Raw genomic sequence first — 18,167 nt, 5'->3', positions numbered from 1 at the left:
GAGTTTTCCGTGTCGCTGTACTAACCCCATCAGGAGACCCCATGCCCGGCTACTCAGACCCCGGCTTCGACACCCTCGCCCTGCACGCCGGCGCCCAGCCCGACCCGGTGACGGGCGCGCGTGCGGTGCCCATTCACCTGTCCACCTCCTTCGTGTTCGGCTCCAGCGATGAGGCCGCGCAGCTCTTCAACATGGAGCGCGCCGGCCACGTGTACAGCCGCATCAGCAACCCCACCTGCGCCGTGCTGGAGCAGCGCGTGGCGGCGCTGGAAGGCGGCATCGGCGCGATTGCCACCGCCAGCGGCGAGGCGGCCTTGCACCTGGCCATCGCGACCCTGATGGGCGCGGGCGGCCACATCGTCGCCAGCAGCGCCATCTATGGCGGCAGCCAGAACCTGCTGGGCTACACCCTGCCGCGCTTCGGCATCGAAACGACCTTCGTCAAACCGGGCGATCTGGATGCGTGGCGCGCCGCCATTCGCCCCAACACAAAATTGCTGTTTGGCGAGAGCGTGGGCAACCCGGGGCTGGATGTGCTGGACATCGCCGCCGTGTCCGACATCGCCCACGCGGCCGGCCTGCCCCTGCTGGTGGACAACACCTTCACCACACCCTACCTCCTCAAACCCTTCGAACACGGTGCCGACATCGTCTATCACGCCGCCACCAAGTTTTTGGGCGGCCACGGCACGGTGATTGCCGGCGTGCTGGTCGATGGCGGCAGCTTCGACTGGGATGCGTCGGGCAAATTCCCGGAGCTGACCCAGCCCTACGCCGGCTTTCACGACATGGTGTTCAGCGACGAGAGCACCGTGGGCGCCTTTTTGCTGCGCGCGCGGCGCGAGGGCCTGCGCGACTTCGGCGCCTGCATGAGCCCGCACACGGCCTGGCTGGTGCTGCAGGGCATCGAGACGCTGCCGCTGCGCATGGAGCGCCACCTGGCCAACACCGAGAAGATCGTGCGCTTTCTGGCCGAGCACCCCTTCGTCGCGCGCGTGGGCCATCCGCTGCTGCCGGCGCACTCCAGCCACGCGCTGGCCAGCAGACTGCTCAAGCACGGCGCTCGCGGGGCGGGCAGCGTGTTCAGCTTCGACACCAAGGGCACGCGCGCGCAGGGCAAGGTCTTCATCGACAGCCTGAAAATCTTCAGCCACCTGGCCAACGTGGGCGACGCCCGCAGCCTGGTCATCCACCCGGCCAGCACCACGCACTTTCGCATGAACGACGAGGCCCTGGCCGCCGCCGGCATCGGGCCGGGCACCATCCGCCTGTCGATCGGGCTGGAAGATGCGGATGACTTGATCGATGATTTGAAGCGTGCCCTGAAGGCCGCTGAAAAGGCAGGAGCCTGAGCATGGACATCAACGTCAACGGCCACTCGCTCTACGCCTACACCGGCGGCAAGCCCTTCAACCCGGCGCAGCCCACCGTGGTCTTCATCCACGGCGTGCTCAACGACCACAGCGTGTGGATCCTGCAAAGCCGCCACTTCGCCCACCACGGCTGGAACGTGCTGGCCATCGACCTGCCCGGCCAGGGGCGCAGCCGGGGCGCGCCACCGGCCAGCGTCGAAAAAGCGGCCGACAGCGTGCTGGCCCTGCTCGACGCCGTGGGCGCGCCGCAGGCCGCGCTGGTGGGCCACAGCTTCGGCTCGCTGATCGCTCTGCAAGCCGCGGCGACGGCGCCCGAGCGCGTCAGCCACCTGGTGCTGTGCGGCACGGCGTTTCCGATGAAGGTCTCGCCCGCGCTGCTCGACGCGTCGGTCAGCGCACCCGAAAAGGCCATCCACATGGTCAACGTGTTTTCGCACAGCACGCTCAGCCCGCCCCCATCGGCGCTGGGCCCGGGCACCTGGCTGTACGGCGCCAGCCGCGCGTTGATGCGGCGCATGCTGGCCAGCAACCGCCAGGTGAACGTGTTTCACACCGGCTTCAAGGCCTGCGACGACTATGCCGGCGGCGAGCAGGCCATGGCCGCGGTGCAATGCCCCACGCTGTTCGTCGTCGGCCGGCACGACCAGATGACGCCGCCCAGATCGGCACGCGCGCTGGCGAAACTGGCCCGGGACGGCCGCATCGTCGAAGTCGACGCCGGCCACGCCCTGATGAACGAGGCGCCGGGGGCGGTGCTGGATGCGCTCAGGGGGTTCTTGCGTCGATAGGCCGGCGCTGGTTCTTGCGCGCAAATTTTCAAGATATCGAGCCGTAGCGCGCTGAGACAATGCGCAGGCAGCTATTGATTTGATAGAACTGTTGGCGCGCGCACGGGCCTTCGACTCGGGTAGCAACACGCCCTCGCCGGCGCGCTGCCCGGGGGTTTTCCCCCACCGCCGCGCAGCCCATGGCGGCCCCTCCGAAACCATAATGGTTCTTGACCCGCACGCGCGCTCGCCGTGCCGGCATGGAGACCACCACCCGAGGAGAACCCGATGCAACGCAAGATCCTGGCCGCCCTGCTGGCCACCGGCGTGTTCGCCGCCGCCCCAACCGTTCACGCAGGCACCGTCACGGTCATCACCTCCTTTCCAAAGGAGCTGACCACCGCCTACAAGAAGGCCTTCGAGGCCGCCAACCCCGGCATCACCATCGAGATCCTCAACAAGAACACGACGGCTTCCGTGGCCTACATCCGCGAGCTGCCCGAGGGCCAGCGCCCCGACGTGATGTGGGCCAGCGCGCCCGATGCGTTTGAAGTGCTGGCCAGCTACAAGCTGCTGCAAAGCGCGCCCGAGGTGATCAACAAGAACGCGCCGGCCAAGATCGGCAGCTACCCGCTGAACGACCCCAAGGGCATGTACTACGGCCAGGCGCTGGCCGGCTACGGCATCGAGTGGAACACGCGCTATCTCAAGGCCAACAAGCTGGCCGCGCCCAAGGAATGGACCGACCTGGTCAAGCCCGAATACTTCGGCCACATCGCCATCTCCTCGCCCTCGCGCTCGGGCACCACGCAGCTCACGGTGGAAACCATCTTGCAGGGCGAAGGCTGGGACAAGGGCTGGTCGCTGCTGTTGCAGATGATGGGCAACGCCGCCGCCGTCACCGACCGCAGCTTTGCCGTGCCCGACGGCGTGAACAACGGCCAGTACGGCATCGGCATCGTGATCGACTTTCTGGCACTGGCGGGCAAGTACTCGGGCTATCCGGTGGACTTCACTTACCCCACCATGACGGCGGTGGTGCCGGCCAACATCGCCCTGGTGGCCGGCGCCAAGAATGCCGACGAGGCGAAGAAGTTCATGGCCTACACCATGTCGGTGCCAGGCCAGCAGCTGCTGTTCGATCCCAAGATCGCGCGCCTGCCCATCCTGCCCTACAGCGAGCTGAAACCGCCCGCCGGCTACCCGGTGCCGCAGGACATCGCCAAGCGCGCCAAGGTGCAATTCAACACCGAGCTGTCGGGCGAGCGCTACCCCGTCGTCATCAGCCTGTTCGACCAGATGATCACCTTCCGCCTGAAGGAGCTGCAGGCCGCCACCAAGGCGATCCAGGAGGCCACGGCCGCGCTCAAGGCCAAGCCCAATACCAGGGGCAACGAACTGCTGGCGCAGGCGCGCAGCCTGGCCTACACGCCGCTGGTGGGCGCCGAGAACGTCAAGAACAAGGAATTTCTGGAGCTGTTTCGCAAGAGCCGGCGCGACGTCGCCGTGGCCAAGGAGCTGACGGGCATGGAGCAGCTGTGGTCCGACAAGGCCCGCGCCAACTACGACCGCGCCCGGCAGCTGGCCACCGAAGCACGCGGCCTGGCCAAGTAAGCCCCGCCTGCGCATGTCTGCAAGCACCCTGCCAGTCCCGGCGGCTGGTGCCCCGGTGCGCCGCACGGCCGCCCACTGGGGCCCTTGGCTTGCCTTCGGCCTGATCACCGCGTTTTTGCTGTGCTTTCTGGTGCTGCCGGTGGGCACGGTGATCTACACCGCCTTTGTCACCGACACCGGCGCGCTCACCGTGGGCCACTTCACCAACTTCTTCAACCAGGGCGTTTTCCGCGAATCGTTTTTCAACAGCCTGCAGGTGGCGCTGGCCAGCACTTTTTTTGCCAGCGTGATCGCCGTCCCACTGGCGTATCTGACGGTGCGCTTCGAGTTTCGCGGCGCGCTGGCCATCCAGACGCTGGGTGTGCTGCCGCTGATCATGCCGCCCTTTGTGGGCGCGGTGGCGTTGCAGCTCATCTTTGGCAAGAACGGATCGGTCAACCTGCTGCTGGACGACTGGCTGGGCTTCACCATTCCCATCATGGACGGGCTGGTGGGCGTGACCTTCGTCGAGAGCATTCACTACTTTCCATTCATCCTGCTCAACCTGGTGGCCGCCATGCGCAACATCGACGGCGCGATGGAGGAGTCGGCCCTCAACCTGGGCGCGCGCGGCTGGCGCCTGTTTCGGCGCGTGATCTTTCCGCTGGCCATGCCGGGCTATCTGGCCGGGGCGGCGCTGGTGTTCGTCAAGGTGTTCGACGATCTGGGCACGCCGCTGGTGATGGGCATCACCAACATGCTGGCGCCGCAGGCCTATCTGCGCATCACCACGGCGGGCGTGGACGACCCGCTGGGCTACGTCATCAGCGTGATCATGATTGCCTTCTCCATCCTGGCGCTGTGGCTGGCTGCGCGCGTGATGAAAGGCAGAGACTACGCCACGCTGCAAAAGGGCGGCGGCGCGCTGCAAAAGCGCCGGCTGTCCACCTGGGAATCGCTGCTGGCCTATGGCTGGATCGTGCTGGTGCTGCTCATCGTGCTGGCGCCGCACATCGGCATCCTGCTGATGTCCTTTGCCCAGGTGTGGAGCTTCTCGGTGCTGCCCGACGCCTACACGCTGGCGCACTACGCCACCATCTTCAGCGACGCCAAGGGCATGATCGGCAACACCTTGCTGTACTGCGTGCTGGCGGCGGGGCTGGACGTGGTGATCGGCACCGCGATTGCCTACCTGATTTTGCGCACCCGCCTGCCGGCGCGCCAGTGGCTGGACTGGCTGGCCTCGGCCGCGCTGGCCATTCCGGGCCTGGTGCTGGCGATCGGCTATCTGCGCCTGTTCAAGGGCGTCACGCTGCCCTTCACCGACACGCTGGTGGTGCAAACCTGGGTGCTCATCATGCTGGCCTATGCGGTGCGGCGCCTGCCCTATGCGCTGCGCTCGTGCATGGCGGCGCTGCAGCAGGTGCATGTGTCGCTGGAAGAAGCCGCGCAGAGCCTGGGCGCATCGCGCCTGTCCACCATCCGGCGCGTGATGGTGCCGCTGATGGCCGGCGGCATCCTGGCCGGCTTTGTCACCAGTTTCATCACTGCGGCGGTCGAGCTGTCGGCCACGCTGGTGCTGGTGTCCGCCGAAAGCCAGGCGCCGATGAGCCTGGGCATTTACCTGTACATGCAGAGCATCGCCGGGCGCGGGCCGGGCGCGGCGCTGGCGGTGCTGGCCGTGCTGGTGGTGGCGCTGGGCACCTATTTTTCGCACCGCTTCGTCGAGCGCTCGCGCACCACCGTGGCCTCCACCGCAAAGGCTTGATCCATGAGCACCCACAAGGCCTCCCTCGAATGCCGGCACATCAGCTTGTCGTATGGTGCCACGCCCGTCTTGCGTGACATCACCCTGAAGATCGAACCGGGCGAGTTCTTTGCCCTGCTGGGCCCTTCGGGCTCGGGCAAGTCCACACTGCTGCGCCTGATCGCCGGCTTCAACCAGCACCAAAGCGGCGAGCTGCTCATCGACGGGCAGGACATCTCGGGCGTGCCGCCGCACCAGCGCAACATCGGCATGGTGTTCCAGAGCTATGCGCTATGGCCGCACATGACGGTGTGGGACAACGTGGCCTTCGGCCTGGTCGAGCGGCGCGAAAGCCGCGACACCATCCGCCGCAAGGTGGGCGCCGCGCTTGAATTGGTGGGCCTGCAGGACTACGCCCAGCGCCGCCCCGGGCAACTGTCGGGCGGCCAGCAGCAGCGCGTGGCGCTGGCACGCACCATCGTGATCGAGCCCAAGCTGCTGCTGCTGGACGAGCCCCTGTCCAACCTGGACAAAAAGCTGCGCGTGCAGATGCGCGAGGAGCTGAAGAACCTGCAACGCACCCTGGGCCTGACCACCATCTTCGTCACCCACGACCAGGAAGAGGCGATGACCACCGCCGACCGCATGGCCGTGCTCGATCAAGGCGTGCTGCAACAGGTGGGCACGGCCGCCGGGCTGTACGACGAGCCGCACAACCGCTTCGTCGCCGGCTTTGTCGGCACTGCGAATCTGCTGGCGGGCACCATCGCGGCGCTGGACGGCGAAACCCTCTGCTTCGACGCGCCCGGCCTGGGCCGCCTGACCCTGCCCGCGCCCGCCCGGCCGCCTGCGCTGGGCGCGGCCACGCTGGCCTTTCGCCCGCACCAGATGCAGATCGCAGCAGCGGGCGCGGCCAGCGACGCCGCGCGCGTGTGGCTGGATGGCCAGGTGGAGAGCGCCGAGTTTCTGGGCGAGTTCTCGCGCTACCGCGTGCGCGTGGGCGATATTGCGCTGATTTGCGACCAGCCGCACGACGCCGGCGTCGTGATGTTCGAGCCGGGCGCGGCGGTGCGCCTGGGCATCGCGCCTGGCCAGTCGCGCTATTTGAGCGCCTGAGCGTCTTTCGGTCGAGGCGCCACGACATCAGCCAGCATCAGCGCCGACCAGGGCTTGTCTTGGCACGACAAGCCGGGCATGGCCGTCGGTGCCAGCAGCAAGCGATCGACCAGCGGCGCCAGCGGCGTTGTTGCCGGATCGGCCAGCAGCACCAGGCGCGGCTCCTGGTTTTCGCGCTGGGTGCTGAGCTGGCCGATCCAGTCCAGCGCCTCCAACGCGTTCAGCACCGGGGCCAGTTGCAGGCCATCGACCTCCAGCGCACGCGCCAGTTGCGGGCGTGTCAGGCCGTGCACGGCGTCGGCGCGCCCGCGCGCCAGCGCCTGCAGGGCCTCGATGGCCAGCCGAAACTCCCAGCCCGGCCCGCCGCCGCGCCGCACCGCGCCTGACAGCAGCGTGGGCAGGTAGGCCGCGATGACGGCGCCCAGCAGCACGATCAGCCAGCCGACGTAGATCCACAGCAGCAGGATCGGTACCGTGGCGAAGGTGCCATAGATGACCGAATAGGTGGGAATGCGCCCCAGATACAGCCCCAGCACCTGCCGCGCCAGGGCCAGGCCGGCGGTGACGAACACGGCGCCGCTGAGCGCATCCCGCCAGCGCACGGGCGTGTTGGGCACGTAGCGGTACAGCAGGGTGAAGCCACCGGTCATCAGCAAAAATTGCAGGATGGCGAGCCCCACGCCGAGCCCCACCGGCATGTCGGGCAACCACCCCTTGGATACGGTGAGCACATACGACGTGATGACCAGGCTGGCGCTCAGCAACAGCGGGCCCAGCGTGAGCGCGGCCCAATACACCAGGATGCGCTGGCTCAGCGGGCGCGGGCGCTGCACACGCCAGATCTGGTTGAGCGTGGTGTCGATGGTCAGCATCAGCGACACGGCCGTGACCGCCAAGCCGACCAGACCGAGCAGCCCCAACTGGCTGGCCTTGCCGGCAAACTGCGTCAGATAGCCCATCAGGTTGTCGGCAATGCCGGCCGGCACCAGGCTGGTGACCAGCCATTGCTGCAGCGCCCCCTGCATGTGGCCAAATGCCGGAAAGGCGGTGAACACCGACAACACCACGGCAAAAAACGGCACCAGCGCCAGCACCGTGGTGTAGGTGAGCGAACTGGCGTTCAGGCCCAGCCGGTCTTGCTGAAAGCGCTCCCACAGGGTGATGAGCGTGGGCCACAGCGGAATGGCGGTCACGTCGGCCACCAGCTGGTTCAAGCGCCCGCGCAGGGAGGAGACAATCATGCTTTGTATGATGCCATCGCCCATGCCCATCCCCATGTCAGACGTTGGCGCGATTGCTGCCGCACCTTCGCGCGCCGCCCGCCTCACCCGCGCGCTGGCCGTCACCACCACCCTGACCCTGATTGCCCTGGGCCTGGCCTGGGAGCTGTGGCTGGCGCCGCTGCGCCCCGGCGGCAGTTGGTGGGCGCTGAAGGTGCTGCCGCTGGCGGCCGCGCTGCCGGGCCTGGCGCGTTTTCGCATGCACACCTACCGCTGGCTGACGCTGCTGGTGTGGCTGTACTTCATCGAAGGCGTGGTGCGCGCCAGCACCGAGCGCGCCCCGGCATCGTGGCTGGCCGCCGCCGAGATCGTGCTGGTGCTGGCGCTGTTCGTGGCGTGCACGGCGCATGTGCGGCTGCGTCTGCGGCAAGCTCGGGCGTCGGTGGGCTCATGAGCGCTGGTGGACGGTGCGCCGCTGCTGGCCCTCACCCCCACCCTCTCCCAGAGGGAGAGGGGGCAAAGCCCGCCAAGCCGATCGACCGCGCATCATTGGGAAGAGGGGATTCCAGCCAGCAGGGCCGATCGCCCTCGCCCCTCTGGGGAGAGGGAGGGGCGAGGGGCCGACGGCGCTTCAACTGAATGCAAGCGTTTTTTGACCCCTCGCCCTTGATGGACAAGCGCCAACAGCTCTCATTTCGATAGTATTTCGCCATGACCACCTACGCCCCCCTCCTCGACACCCTGCGCCAAACCGTGGGCGCCGCCCACGTGCTGACCGAGGGCGACCTGAGCAGTTACGAGCGCGACTGGCGCGGCCGCGAGCAGGGCAAGGCCTTGGCCGTGGTGCGCCCTGCCAGCACCGCCGAGGTGGCCGCCGTGGTGCGCGCCTGCGCGGCGCACGGCGCGTCCATCGTGCCGCAGGGCGGCAACACCGGCCTGTCGGTGGGATCGGTGCCCGACGGCAGCGGCACGCAGGTGCTGCTGAGCCTGCGCCGCATGGACGCGGTGCGCACCATCGACGGCGCCAACCTGACCATGACGGTGGAGGCCGGCGCCATCCTGCAGAACCTGCAAGCCGCCGCCGAGGGCGCGGGCTACCTGTTTCCGCTCAGCCTGGCGGCCGAGGGCAGTTGCACCATTGGCGGCAACCTGGGCACCAACGCCGGCGGCACCGCCGTGGTGCGCTACGGCAACACGCGCGAGCTGTGCCTGGGCCTCGAAGTGGTCACGCCGCAGGGCGAGATCTGGGACGGCCTCACGGGCCTGCGCAAGGACAACACCGGCTACGACCTGCGCGACCTGTTCATCGGCAGCGAGGGCACGCTGGGCGTGATCACCGCCGCCACCATGAAGCTGTACCCGCGCCCCGCCGCGCGCCTGACGGCCTGGGCCGCCCTGCCTTCGATGCAGGCTGCGGTGGACTTGCTGGGCCTGGCGCACCAGCACCTGGGCGCGGGGCTGACGGGCTTCGAGGTGATGGGCCAGTTTGCCCTGTCGCTGGTGGACAAGCACTACCCGCAGCTGCGCGTGCCGCTGTGGCGCGATGCACCGTACTGTGTGCTCTTGGAAAACTCCGACCACGAGAGCGAGCAGCACGCCCGCGCCCTGTTCGAGCGCCTGCTGGAAGTGGCACTGGACGCCGGCTGCGTCGCCGACGCCGTGGTGGCCGAGAGCCTGGCGCAGGCCAAGGGCCTGTGGCACATCCGCGAAAGCATTCCGCTGGCGCAAGCCGAAGAGGGCCTGAACATCAAGCACGACATCAGCATCCCGATCGCGCGCATCCCCGCCTTTGTCGAGGAGACCGACGCGCTGCTGGCGCGCGAGATCGCCGGTGTTCGGCTGGTCAACTTTGGCCACCTGGGCGACGGCAACCTGCACTACAACGTGCAGGCGCCCGACGGCGCCGATGGCAAGGCCTTCCTGCGCGATGAAGAACGGCGCATCAACACCCTGGTGTTCGACAGCGTGGCGCGCCACGCGGGCTCGATCAGCGCCGAGCACGGCATCGGCAGCCTGAAGGCGCACGAGCTGCCGCGCTACAAGTCGCCCGTGGCGCTGCAGCTGATGCGCACCATCAAGGCCGCGCTGGACCCGCAGGGCATCATGAACCCGGGGCGCGTGCTGGCCTGACCCCCGCGGGGCGACGAGCGACCGAAGCCGCCGCACGCCGCAGGCACAAAGAGAGCGCCGTCTTCTGCAAGCCCTTTGCCCGCTGGCTGATGAGCGCCGGCTCCGCAGCGACGGACACGGCCGCCGTTGGCGCACAATGGGGATCAAGCTCAAACCTGCCATGAACAGCCCCGCCGCCGCCGAAGAAAAGTCGCTTGCCATGGTGCTGCGCGGTGCGCGCGCGGCCTTGCGCGCCGAGCACCGCCCGCTGCCCGAGCCGGCTGCCGGCGAAGTGCGGCTGCGCGTGCGCGCCTGCGCCGTGTGCCGCACCGACCTGCACCTGCAGGATGGCGACCTGCCGATGGCGCGCTGGCCCGTGGTGCCGGGCCACGAGGTGGTCGGCACCGTCGATGCGCTGGGTGCGGGCGTGACCGACTTGCGCATGGGCCAGCGCGTGGGCGTGCCCTGGCTGGGCGGCAGTTGCGGGCGCTGCCGCTACTGCCTGGCGGGGCAGGAAAACCTGTGCGATGCGCCCGAGTTCACCGGCTGCACGCGCGACGGCGGCTTTGCCACGCACGTGGTCGCGCGGGCCGATTTTTGCGTGCCGCTGGACCACCTGGCGCTGGACGACGCCAGCGCCGCGCCGCTGCTGTGCGCCGGGCTGATCGGCTGGCGCTCGCTGCGCATGGCCGGCGCGGACGCGCACGTGCTCGGTCTGTACGGCTTTGGGGCCGCCGCCCACCTGATTGCGCAGGTGGCCGTTGCGCAAGGCCGGCGCGTGCTTGCCTTCACGCGCGCGGGTGACACGGCGGCGCAGCAGCATGCGCGCGAACTGGGCTGCGCCTGGGTGGGCGACTCCGATCAGGCGCCGCCCGAGCCGCTGGACGCGGCCATCCTGTTTGCTCCCGTCGGCGCGCTGGTGCCGCTGGCGCTGAAAGCCGTGCGCAAGGGCGGGCGCGTGGTGTGCGGCGGCATCCACATGAGCGACATCCCGGCCTTCCCCTATGCCCTGCTGTGGCAGGAGCGCCAATTGCTGTCGGCGGCCAACCTCACGCGCGCCGACGCGCGCGAGTTCTTCGAAGCGCTGCGCACCCTGCCGCCGCTGCACGTGCACACCCGGCGCTACCCGCTGCAGGCCGCCGGCCAGGCGATGGACGACCTGCGCGCCGGGCGCTTTCAGGGCGCGGCGGTGCTGATGCCCGATGCGCCTTGACGGCGCCCATTCGGCACCCGGGTCACCGCCCGATATTCAAGCGATCCGCGTTCAGCGCGCCGGGCTGTAGGCCTTGGCGCGCGCCGCGGCGGGGCGGCCGGCGTGCGAGCGCGGCGCGGGTTTGCTGCCGTTTTTGTAGCTGCCGGCGCCCTTGGGGCCTGCGCCAAAGCCTGATTTGGCTTTGAACGGTGCCTTGGCGCCAAAGCCGGAGCGCGCATCGCCGCGGTGGTGTTCGCCGGGGCGCGGGCCCTTGCCACGGCGCGGCGCGCCACCCTTGCGCGGGGGCGCGGCTTGGGTGATGGGCGGGAAGTGGCGCGTGGGCTCCAGGCCATCGACCATCAGCGCGTTGAAGGGCTGGCGCGTGTGGCCTTCGATCTCGGCCAGGCGGCGGCGGTCGCGAAACTCGGCCAGCGTCACCGCCAGGCCGTCGCGCCCGGCGCGGCCGGTGCGGCCGATGCGGTGGGTGTAGTCCTCGGCCTTCATGGGCAGGCCGTGGTTGATGACGTGGGTGATGCTGGGCACGTCGATGCCGCGCGCGGCCACGTCGGTGGCCACCAGGATCTGCACCTTGCCCTCGCGCAGCGACCGCAGGCGGCGGTTGCGCAGGCCCTGGCTGAGCGCGCCATGCAGCGCCACGGCGGCAAAGCCGGCCTGCTGCAAGTCACCGGCCAGCTCGTCGCACTCGATCTGGGTGCAGGCAAACACGATGGCCTGGTCGATACTGGGGTCGCGCAGCCAGTAGTCCAGCAGGCGCCGCTTGTGCTCGGGGCTGTCGGCCCAGTACAGCTCCTGGCGGATGTTGGCGTGGCTTTGCTGCGGCGTGTCGATCTGCAGGCGCTGCACCCGCGCGCCGCCCTCGTGCATCACGCGCAGGGCCAGTTGCTGGATGGGCGGCGCGAAGGTGGCGCTGAACATCATGGTCTGCTGGCGCTGCGCCGTCAGCTGGTGGATTTCGGCCAGCGCGTCGGCAAAGCCCAGGTCCAGCATGCGGTCGGCCTCGTCCACCACCAGAAAGCGCACCTGGTCGAGCACGATCTGGCCGTTGCTGGCCAAGTCCAGCAGGCGGCCGGGCGTGGCCACGACGAGCGCGGCGTTTTGCAGCTGGGCGATCTGCTCGCGGTAGGGCATGCCGCCCACCACGGTGGCGATGCGCAGGTTGCGGCAATGGCGCACCAGGTCGATGGCGTCGCGCGCCACCTGCTGCGCCAGCTCGCGCGTGGGCGCCAGCACCAGCGCGCCGGGCACGGCGGGCTTGAAGCGGCGCGGGTCGGTCGGGTTGTGGCGGCGCGGCTTTTTGGGCGCGGCCTCGCCCTTGGCCAGGGCTTCGGCCAGCTTGGCGTCCCAGTCAGCCTTCTCGCGCGCGGCGGCCTCGCGCTGCATCACCAGCAGGGTGTGCAGCACGGGCAGCAAGAAGGCGGCGGTCTTGCCGCTGCCGGTCTGGCTGCTGACCATCAGGTCGTTGATGTTGTCGGCCCCTTGCGTGAGCGCCAGCGGAATGGCGCGCTGCTGCACGGGCGTGGGCTCGCTGTAGCCCAGGTCGGCAATGGCGGCCAGCAGCTCGGGCGACAGGCCCAGGGCGGCAAAGGGATTGGGAGCGGCCTCGGCCTGGACGGCTTCGGGCGCGGCGATATCCAGCGCCATGGCGCTGCTTTCCTCGAATGAGGTCATGATGACAATGGCTTTCTCGCAAGGCACGGCGCAGCCCGTGCTTGTCGGTGGGTGGCGCACGCGCAAGAAATGCGTTGGCGCGCCGGGTTCATGAATCGACACCCACCATCCGACAGCGTTGACCGAGATCACCGGCAAGGTGAGCCCGGCCTTGAATGAACGGCCCGGCACGCGCTGCGCGCAAGGCTTGGTTCGTGCGGGCCGCACGGCAAATCATGGCGGCCCAAGGCGAGAAGGAAGATGCGGTCTGTCTGCGCAAAAAGCATGCGTTCTTGCGCGAGCCCTCAATTATCGCATCTCGCGGCCGTTTTGTCACGGGTTAACCCGCATGCACGCCGACTGGCGCCTGCGCTCGAGCCCGCACGCGCACAATGCGCCCCGGCGCACGGACAATCCGCCCAGCGACACGGGAAAGCCGCTTGCCGCTATGCTCGCCCCAGCTTTCTGAATCCTACGACCCACGAGGCCCGCCATGCCCCAGCTCAATTCAACCCACGACCCGCAACGCACCAGCTGGGTGCCGTCGGCCAACGACGGCAACAGCGACTTTCCGATCCAGAACCTGCCCCACGGCATCTTCCGGCGTAAGGGTTCGGGCCAGGCCTGGCGCGGCGGCGTGGCCATCGGCGATCAGATCGTGGACATGGCAGCCGCCGTGGCCGCCGGCGTGTTCACGGGTGACGCACTGCCCGTGGCCCGGGCCGCGGCCGAGCCCACGCTCAACCATTTGATGAGTCTGGGCCCCAAGCCCTTGTCCGTGCTGCGCGACGCGCTATCGAAAGCATTGCAAACGGGATCGGCGCAAGAAACCGCGCTCAAGCCCTGCCTGGTGGCCCAGAGCGAGGCCGAATACACCGTGCCGGCGCGCATCGGCGACTACACCGACTTCTACACCTCGGTGCATCACGCCACCAACATCGGGCGGCTGTTTCGCCCCGACAACCCGCTGATGCCCAACTACAAGTGGATTCCGATCGGCTACCACGGACGCGCCTCGTCGGTGATCGTCTCGGGCCAGGACTTTCATCGACCGCGCGGGCAGATCAAGGCGCCCGATGCAGATGCGCCGGTGCTGAAACCCAGCGCGCGCATGGACATCGAGCTGGAACTGGCGGTGTTCATCGGCCAGGGCAATGCGCTGGGCGATGCGGTGGGCATTGACGCGGCGGAGGACCACATCTTTGGCCTGGCGCTGTTCAACGACTGGTCGGCGCGCGACATTCAGCCTTGGGAATACCAGCCGCTGGGGCCGTTTCTGGCCAAGAACTTCGCCTCCACCGTCTCGCCCTGGGTGGTGACGCTGGAGGCGCTGGCGCCCTACCGCGTGCCCTTCACCCGCCCCGCCGCCGACCCGCAGCCCCTGCCCTATCTGGCCAGCAGCGCGCACAGCGCGGGCGGGGGCTTTGACATTCAGCTGGAGGCCTTGATCGAAACCAGCCAGATGCGCCAGGCCCAGAGCGCACCGGTGCGGCTGGCCTTGACCAACTACCGCCATGCCTACTGGTCGGCGGCGCAGATGGTGGCGCACCACACCGTCAATGGCTGCAACCTGCAGGCCGGCGATTTGCTGGGCACAGGCACGCTGTCGGGCCCCACGCTGGATGCCGCCTGCGCCCTGATCGAGCTGACCGCGGGCGGCAAGAACCCGATCCATCTGCCCAACGGCGAGGTGCGCACCTGGGTGGAAGACGGCGACGCCATCTTGCTGCGCGGCTGGTGCGAGAAGCCGGGCGCGGCGCGCATCGGCTTTGGCGAATGCGTGGGGCGGGTGTTGCCGGCCAAACCGTAGCGCCCTGCGTCGCTTCGCGCCTTCCCCCCAGGGGGACAAGGCCACTGGCTGGCGCAGGTCCAGCCACGGCGTTCGCTGGCTCCGCCTGCTGTACGGCGGCTCGATCGAGCGGGGCCGTGGAGCGCGACAATCCTGCCCCGTGTCCCCAGCCATGATTCGCCGCATCGCCCACCTCGACATGGACGCGTTCTACGCATCCGTCGAATGGCTGCGCTACCCCCAGCTCAAGGGCCTGCCGGTGGTCATCGGCGGCGCGCGGCGGCACGAGGATGAGCTGATCGAACGGCTGAATCAGGAGCGCCCCGAGCGCACCTGGACGGCGGGCGACGTGGCCGACATTCCGGTCGATTTTTTTCCGCTCCTCAAGGACTACGTGGGCCGCGGCGTCATCACCACGGCCAGCTATGCGGCGCGCGCCTTTGGTGTGGGATCGGCCATGGGGCTGATGAAGGCCGCGCGCCTGTGCCCGCAGGCCATTTTGCTGCCGGTGGATTTTGCCGAGTACCGCAAGTACTCGCGCGCCTTCAAGCAGGTCATCATGGACATCGCGCCCGTGATGGAAGACCGCGGCATCGACGAGGTGTACATCGACTTCACCCAGGTGCCGGGCGGCCAGCGCGAGGGCGGACGCGTGCTGGCACGGCTTTTGCAAAAAAGCATCTTCGATGCCACGGGCCTGACCTGCTCGGTGGGCGTGGCGCCCAACAAGCTGCTGGCCAAGATGGCCAGCGAGTTCAACAAGCCCAACGGCATCAGCATCGTGCACGAGCAGGATGTGCAAACGCTGATCTGGCCCCTGCCCTGCCGCAAGATCAACGGCATCGGCCCCAAGACCGACGCGCGCCTGCAAGAGTGCGGCATCCACACCATCGGCGAGCTGGCGGCGCGCGAGCCGGCGTGGCTGATCGAACACTTCGGCCCCAGCCATGGCGCCTGGCTGCACCAGGCCGCCTGGGGCCTGGACGAGCGCCCCGTGGTGACCGAGAGCGAACCCGTCAGCATGAGCCGCGAAACCACCTTCGAGCGCGATTTGCACGCCGTGCGCGACCGCGCGACCTTGAGCGTCATCTTCACCGAGCTGGCCGAGCAAGTCGCCGCCGACTTGCAGCGCAAGGGCTACGTGGGCAAGACCATCGGCATCAAGCTGCGCTTTGATGACTTCAAGATCGCCACGCGCGACCAGACCATCGCCGAGCCTACCGCCGACGCGCACCGCATCCGCCAGGTGGCGGGCCAGTGCCTCAAGCGCGTGGATCTGTCACGCCGCCTGCGCCTGCTGGGCGTGCGCGTGGGTTCGCTCAGTCACGCCAGCGATGTGCCGGCCGCCGAACCCGCCGCCCCGCTCACCGAAAGCCTGCCGCTGTTTGGGCAACCTGCGGATCAATCCACCAGCGCCGAATAAACCAGTTGCCGCAGCTGCGTGCGGATGGGCCAGGTGCTCGACGGCAGCAGCTGCGTCATGAAGATGACGGTGATTTCTTCCTTCGGATCGACCCAGAAGGCGGTGCTCGCCGCGCCGCCCCAGCCGAACTCGCCGGCGGTGCCCAGGGTGCCGGCGGCCATCGGGTCTTGCAGCACCGAAAAGCCCAGGCCAAAGCCCTGGCCGTCGAACTTGACCTCGGCAAACAGCGGAATGCCGAACTGCACCAGGTCCTGCCCGCCGGGCAGCGAGTTGCGCGTCATGTAGCGCAGCGTGCGGCTGCCCAGCAGGCGCGCGCCGTCCAGCTCACCGCCACGCAGCAGCATTTGCGTGAAGCGGTGGTAGTCCTGCGTGGTGGACAGCAGGCCGCCGCCGCCCGACAAAAATGTGGGCTTGGCGCGCGCGGCATTGCCGAAGTCGTCGTTGCGTGTGGCCTTGCCCTTGGCGTTGGGAATGTAGAGCGCGCCCAGGCGCTTGCCGAGGCTGCCGCGCACCGAAAAAGACGTGTCCTTCATGCCCAGGGGGTCGAAGATGCGCTGCTGGAAGAATTCGGCCAGCGTCTGGCCCGAGATGACTTCGACCAGGCGGCCCAGCACGTCGGTGGCCACCGAGTAGTTCCAGCGCGTGCCGGGGTCGAAGCGCAGCGGCAGGCGCGCCCAGTCGTCCACCGCCTGCTCCAGCGTGTGGCCCTTGGGCACGCCCCATTCGTAGCCGGCGTTGCGGTAGATCTCGTCCTGCACGTGGATGTGGTGAAAGCCGTAGGTCAGGCCCGAGGTGTGGTTCAGCAGGTGCACGATGCGCATGGGCTCGGTGGCCGCCCGGGTGGTGGGCTTGAGCGCCGGCCCGCCGGTGTACACGCGCATGTTGGCAAAAGCCGGGATGTACTTGGCCAGCGGATCGGTCAGCTCGAAGCGCCCTTCCTCGTACAGCATCATGGCCGCAACCGAGGTGATCGGCTTGGTCATCGAGTAGATGCGAAACACCGTGTCGTCTTCGATCGGCAGCTTGGCCTCGAGGTCGCGCTGGCCGCAGTTTTCGCGATAGACGATCTCGCCGCGGCGGCTGACCTGCACCTGCCAGCCGGGCAGGCGGCCATCCTGGACGTAGGCGGCAAAGTGCGTCTTGATGCGGGCCAGGCGGGCGGGATCGAAACCCTGAACGGTCATGCGTGTCTCCTTGTGGATAGCAAAATTCGGCAGGAATCGTAGCGCATGGCACCCGGCGCTCCTTGTCGCCGATGCGCGCCGCACGCAGGCGGTGGCCAGTCAGAATCAAGCCTGCCGCAAACCCCCAAGGACCTCGCCATGACCTTGCCCGCCCTGAGCCGCTTCGAGTTCTCCGTCCGCGACCACATCGCCCACCTGGTGCTGTGCCGCCCGCAGGCGATGAACACCATGGACCCCGCCTTCTGGCGCGAGCTGGACGCCGTGCTGGCCCAGTTGCACCGGGACACGGATGCCCGCGTGCTGGTGATCTCCAGCACCGGCAAGCATTTTTCGGCCGGCATGGCGCTGGAGGTGTTCGGCAGCAGCATCCAGATGGACGATCAGAGCGCCGAGGGGCGCGCCGCCATCTTCGACCTGCTGGCCCAGCTGCAGGCCACCTTCACCCGGCTGGAGACGCTGCGCATTCCCGTCATCGCCGCCATCCAGGGCGGCTGCATCGGCGGCGCGGTGGACCTGGTGACGGCCGCCTGCATCCGCTACGCCAGCGCGGAGGCGTTCTTCTGCATCCAGGAGATCAACATTGGCCTGGTGGCCGACGTGGGCACGCTGCAGCGCCTGCCCAAGCTGGTGCCGCTGGGCGTGGTCAAGGAGCTGGCCTACACCGGCCGGCGCATGCCTGCGGCCCGCGCGCGCGAGGTGGGCCTGGTCAACGAGGTCTTCGAGTCACCCGCCGCATGCCTGGAAGGCGCCATGGCCTGCGCCCGCGAGATCGCCGCCAAGCCACCCGTGGCCATCTGGGGCAGCAAGCAGGTGATCGACTACGCGCGTGAGCACTCCACGCACGACAGCCTGCGCCAGATGGGCTGGGTGCAGGGCGCGATCTGGAGCAATGCGAACGTGCGCGAGGCCGTCACGGCGATGCGGGACAAGCGCGCGGCGGCGTTTGCGCCGCTGGCGCCGCTGCGCGCGTTTGGCGATTGACGATC

General features: G+C 68.6%; 14 protein-coding genes. 11 read left to right on the top strand and 3 right to left on the bottom strand.

The window, feature by feature from the left end:
* Positions 1 to 41: 41 nt before the first annotated feature.
* The 5 genes from U1F38_RS03360 (at position 42) to U1F38_RS03340 (ending at position 6,596) form a co-directional block, all read left to right on the top strand.
* Positions 42 to 1,352 carry an O-acetylhomoserine aminocarboxypropyltransferase gene (locus tag U1F38_RS03360; protein ID WP_409985625.1) on the top strand — a complete coding sequence of 437 codons (1,311 nt, stop codon included), beginning with the start codon at positions 42 to 44 and terminating at the stop codon, positions 1,350 to 1,352.
* A gap of 2 nt (positions 1,353 to 1,354) precedes the next feature.
* Positions 1,355 to 2,161 (top strand): alpha/beta fold hydrolase, encoded by an 807-nt coding sequence (locus tag U1F38_RS03355; RefSeq protein ID WP_409985624.1) that lies wholly within the window; start codon positions 1,355 to 1,357, stop codon positions 2,159 to 2,161.
* A 267-nt stretch (positions 2,162 to 2,428) separates the two neighbouring features.
* Entirely contained in the window at positions 2,429 to 3,754 is a 1,326-nt protein-coding gene (locus tag U1F38_RS03350) for an ABC transporter substrate-binding protein (RefSeq protein WP_409985623.1), read from the top strand.
* Positions 3,755 to 3,767: 13 nt separating this feature from the next.
* Positions 3,768 to 5,501 carry an ABC transporter permease gene (locus tag U1F38_RS03345; RefSeq protein WP_409985622.1) on the top strand — a complete coding sequence of 578 codons (1,734 nt, stop codon included), beginning with the start codon at positions 3,768 to 3,770 and terminating at the stop codon, positions 5,499 to 5,501.
* Positions 5,502 to 5,504: 3 nt separating this feature from the next.
* Entirely contained in the window at positions 5,505 to 6,596 is a 1,092-nt protein-coding gene (locus U1F38_RS03340; protein WP_409985621.1) for an ABC transporter ATP-binding protein, read from the top strand.
* On the opposite strand, the gene U1F38_RS03335 is transcribed toward U1F38_RS03340, so the two are convergent.
* A complete protein-coding gene (locus U1F38_RS03335) occupies positions 6,581 to 7,837 on the bottom strand; it encodes a YihY family inner membrane protein (RefSeq protein WP_409985620.1) in 1,257 nt (418 codons plus the stop codon). The genes U1F38_RS03340 and U1F38_RS03335 overlap by 16 nt on opposite strands.
* Positions 7,838 to 7,871: 34 nt before the next feature.
* Between U1F38_RS03335 and U1F38_RS03330 the strand changes: the two genes are divergently transcribed.
* The 3 genes from U1F38_RS03330 to U1F38_RS03320 all read left to right on the top strand — a co-directional run bounded on the left by U1F38_RS03330 (position 7,872) and on the right by U1F38_RS03320 (position 11,138).
* Positions 7,872 to 8,270: a DUF2069 domain-containing protein gene (locus U1F38_RS03330; RefSeq protein WP_409985619.1), complete on the top strand. Its 399-nt coding sequence runs from the start codon at positions 7,872 to 7,874 to the stop codon at positions 8,268 to 8,270.
* A gap of 257 nt (positions 8,271 to 8,527) precedes the next feature.
* Entirely contained in the window at positions 8,528 to 9,946 is a 1,419-nt protein-coding gene (locus U1F38_RS03325) for an FAD-binding oxidoreductase (protein WP_409985618.1), read from the top strand.
* Between the two features lie 160 nt (positions 9,947 to 10,106).
* A complete protein-coding gene (locus tag U1F38_RS03320; protein ID WP_409985617.1) occupies positions 10,107 to 11,138 on the top strand; it encodes a zinc-dependent alcohol dehydrogenase family protein in 1,032 nt (343 codons plus the stop codon).
* 51 nt (positions 11,139 to 11,189) lie between these two features.
* Here U1F38_RS03320 and U1F38_RS03315 read toward each other — a convergent pair whose 3' ends face one another.
* Positions 11,190 to 12,806 (bottom strand): DEAD/DEAH box helicase, encoded by a 1,617-nt coding sequence (locus U1F38_RS03315; RefSeq protein ID WP_409985616.1) that lies wholly within the window; start codon positions 12,804 to 12,806, stop codon positions 11,190 to 11,192.
* Positions 12,807 to 13,278: 472 nt separating this feature from the next.
* On the opposite strand from U1F38_RS03315, the gene fahA reads away from it, so the two are divergent.
* The gene (gene fahA / locus U1F38_RS03310; protein WP_409985615.1) at positions 13,279 to 14,595 is read left to right on the top strand and encodes a fumarylacetoacetase; all 1,317 of its coding nucleotides are present in this window, start codon (positions 13,279 to 13,281) and stop codon (positions 14,593 to 14,595) included.
* 151 nt (positions 14,596 to 14,746) lie between these two features.
* Positions 14,747 to 15,997, top strand: coding sequence for a DNA polymerase IV (dinB, locus tag U1F38_RS03305; protein WP_409985795.1), 1,251 nt, complete (start codon positions 14,747 to 14,749; stop codon positions 15,995 to 15,997).
* Here the strand turns inward: dinB and U1F38_RS03300 are convergent.
* Positions 15,976 to 17,181 (bottom strand): serine hydrolase domain-containing protein, encoded by a 1,206-nt coding sequence (locus U1F38_RS03300; protein ID WP_409985614.1) that lies wholly within the window; start codon positions 17,179 to 17,181, stop codon positions 15,976 to 15,978. The genes dinB and U1F38_RS03300 overlap by 22 nt on opposite strands.
* 138 nt (positions 17,182 to 17,319) lie before the next feature.
* Between U1F38_RS03300 and U1F38_RS03295 the strand changes: the two genes are divergently transcribed.
* Positions 17,320 to 18,162 carry an enoyl-CoA hydratase-related protein gene (locus U1F38_RS03295; RefSeq protein ID WP_409985613.1) on the top strand — a complete coding sequence of 281 codons (843 nt, stop codon included), beginning with the start codon at positions 17,320 to 17,322 and terminating at the stop codon, positions 18,160 to 18,162.
* The last annotated feature ends 5 nt before the right edge of the window (positions 18,163 to 18,167 follow it).

The organism is Ottowia sp., assembly GCF_046348305.1.
Lineage (GTDB): Bacteria > Pseudomonadota > Gammaproteobacteria > Burkholderiales > Burkholderiaceae_C > Ottowia.
This window is presented reverse-complemented; position numbering and strand designations above follow the sequence as displayed.

Bases quoted from the DNA above. Each gene is read 5' to 3' on its own strand.
- U1F38_RS03360 (WP_409985625.1), top strand. From the start codon at position 42: ATGCCCGGCTACTCAGACCCCGGCTTCGACACCCTCGCCCTGCACGCC.
- U1F38_RS03355 (WP_409985624.1), top strand. From the start codon at position 1,355: ATGGACATCAACGTCAACGGCCACTCGCTCTACGCCTACACCGGCGGC.
- U1F38_RS03350 (WP_409985623.1), top strand. From the start codon at position 2,429: ATGCAACGCAAGATCCTGGCCGCCCTGCTGGCCACCGGCGTGTTCGCC.
- U1F38_RS03345 (WP_409985622.1), top strand. From the start codon at position 3,768: ATGTCTGCAAGCACCCTGCCAGTCCCGGCGGCTGGTGCCCCGGTGCGC.
- U1F38_RS03340 (WP_409985621.1), top strand. From the start codon at position 5,505: ATGAGCACCCACAAGGCCTCCCTCGAATGCCGGCACATCAGCTTGTCG.
- U1F38_RS03335 (WP_409985620.1), bottom strand. From the start codon at position 7,837: ATGATTGTCTCCTCCCTGCGCGGGCGCTTGAACCAGCTGGTGGCCGAC.
- U1F38_RS03330 (WP_409985619.1), top strand. From the start codon at position 7,872: ATGTCAGACGTTGGCGCGATTGCTGCCGCACCTTCGCGCGCCGCCCGC.
- U1F38_RS03325 (WP_409985618.1), top strand. From the start codon at position 8,528: ATGACCACCTACGCCCCCCTCCTCGACACCCTGCGCCAAACCGTGGGC.
- U1F38_RS03320 (WP_409985617.1), top strand. From the start codon at position 10,107: ATGAACAGCCCCGCCGCCGCCGAAGAAAAGTCGCTTGCCATGGTGCTG.
- U1F38_RS03315 (WP_409985616.1), bottom strand. From the start codon at position 12,806: ATGACCTCATTCGAGGAAAGCAGCGCCATGGCGCTGGATATCGCCGCG.
- fahA (WP_409985615.1), top strand. From the start codon at position 13,279: ATGCCCCAGCTCAATTCAACCCACGACCCGCAACGCACCAGCTGGGTG.
- dinB (WP_409985795.1), top strand. From the start codon at position 14,747: ATGATTCGCCGCATCGCCCACCTCGACATGGACGCGTTCTACGCATCC.
- U1F38_RS03300 (WP_409985614.1), bottom strand. From the start codon at position 17,181: ATGACCGTTCAGGGTTTCGATCCCGCCCGCCTGGCCCGCATCAAGACG.
- U1F38_RS03295 (WP_409985613.1), top strand. From the start codon at position 17,320: ATGACCTTGCCCGCCCTGAGCCGCTTCGAGTTCTCCGTCCGCGACCAC.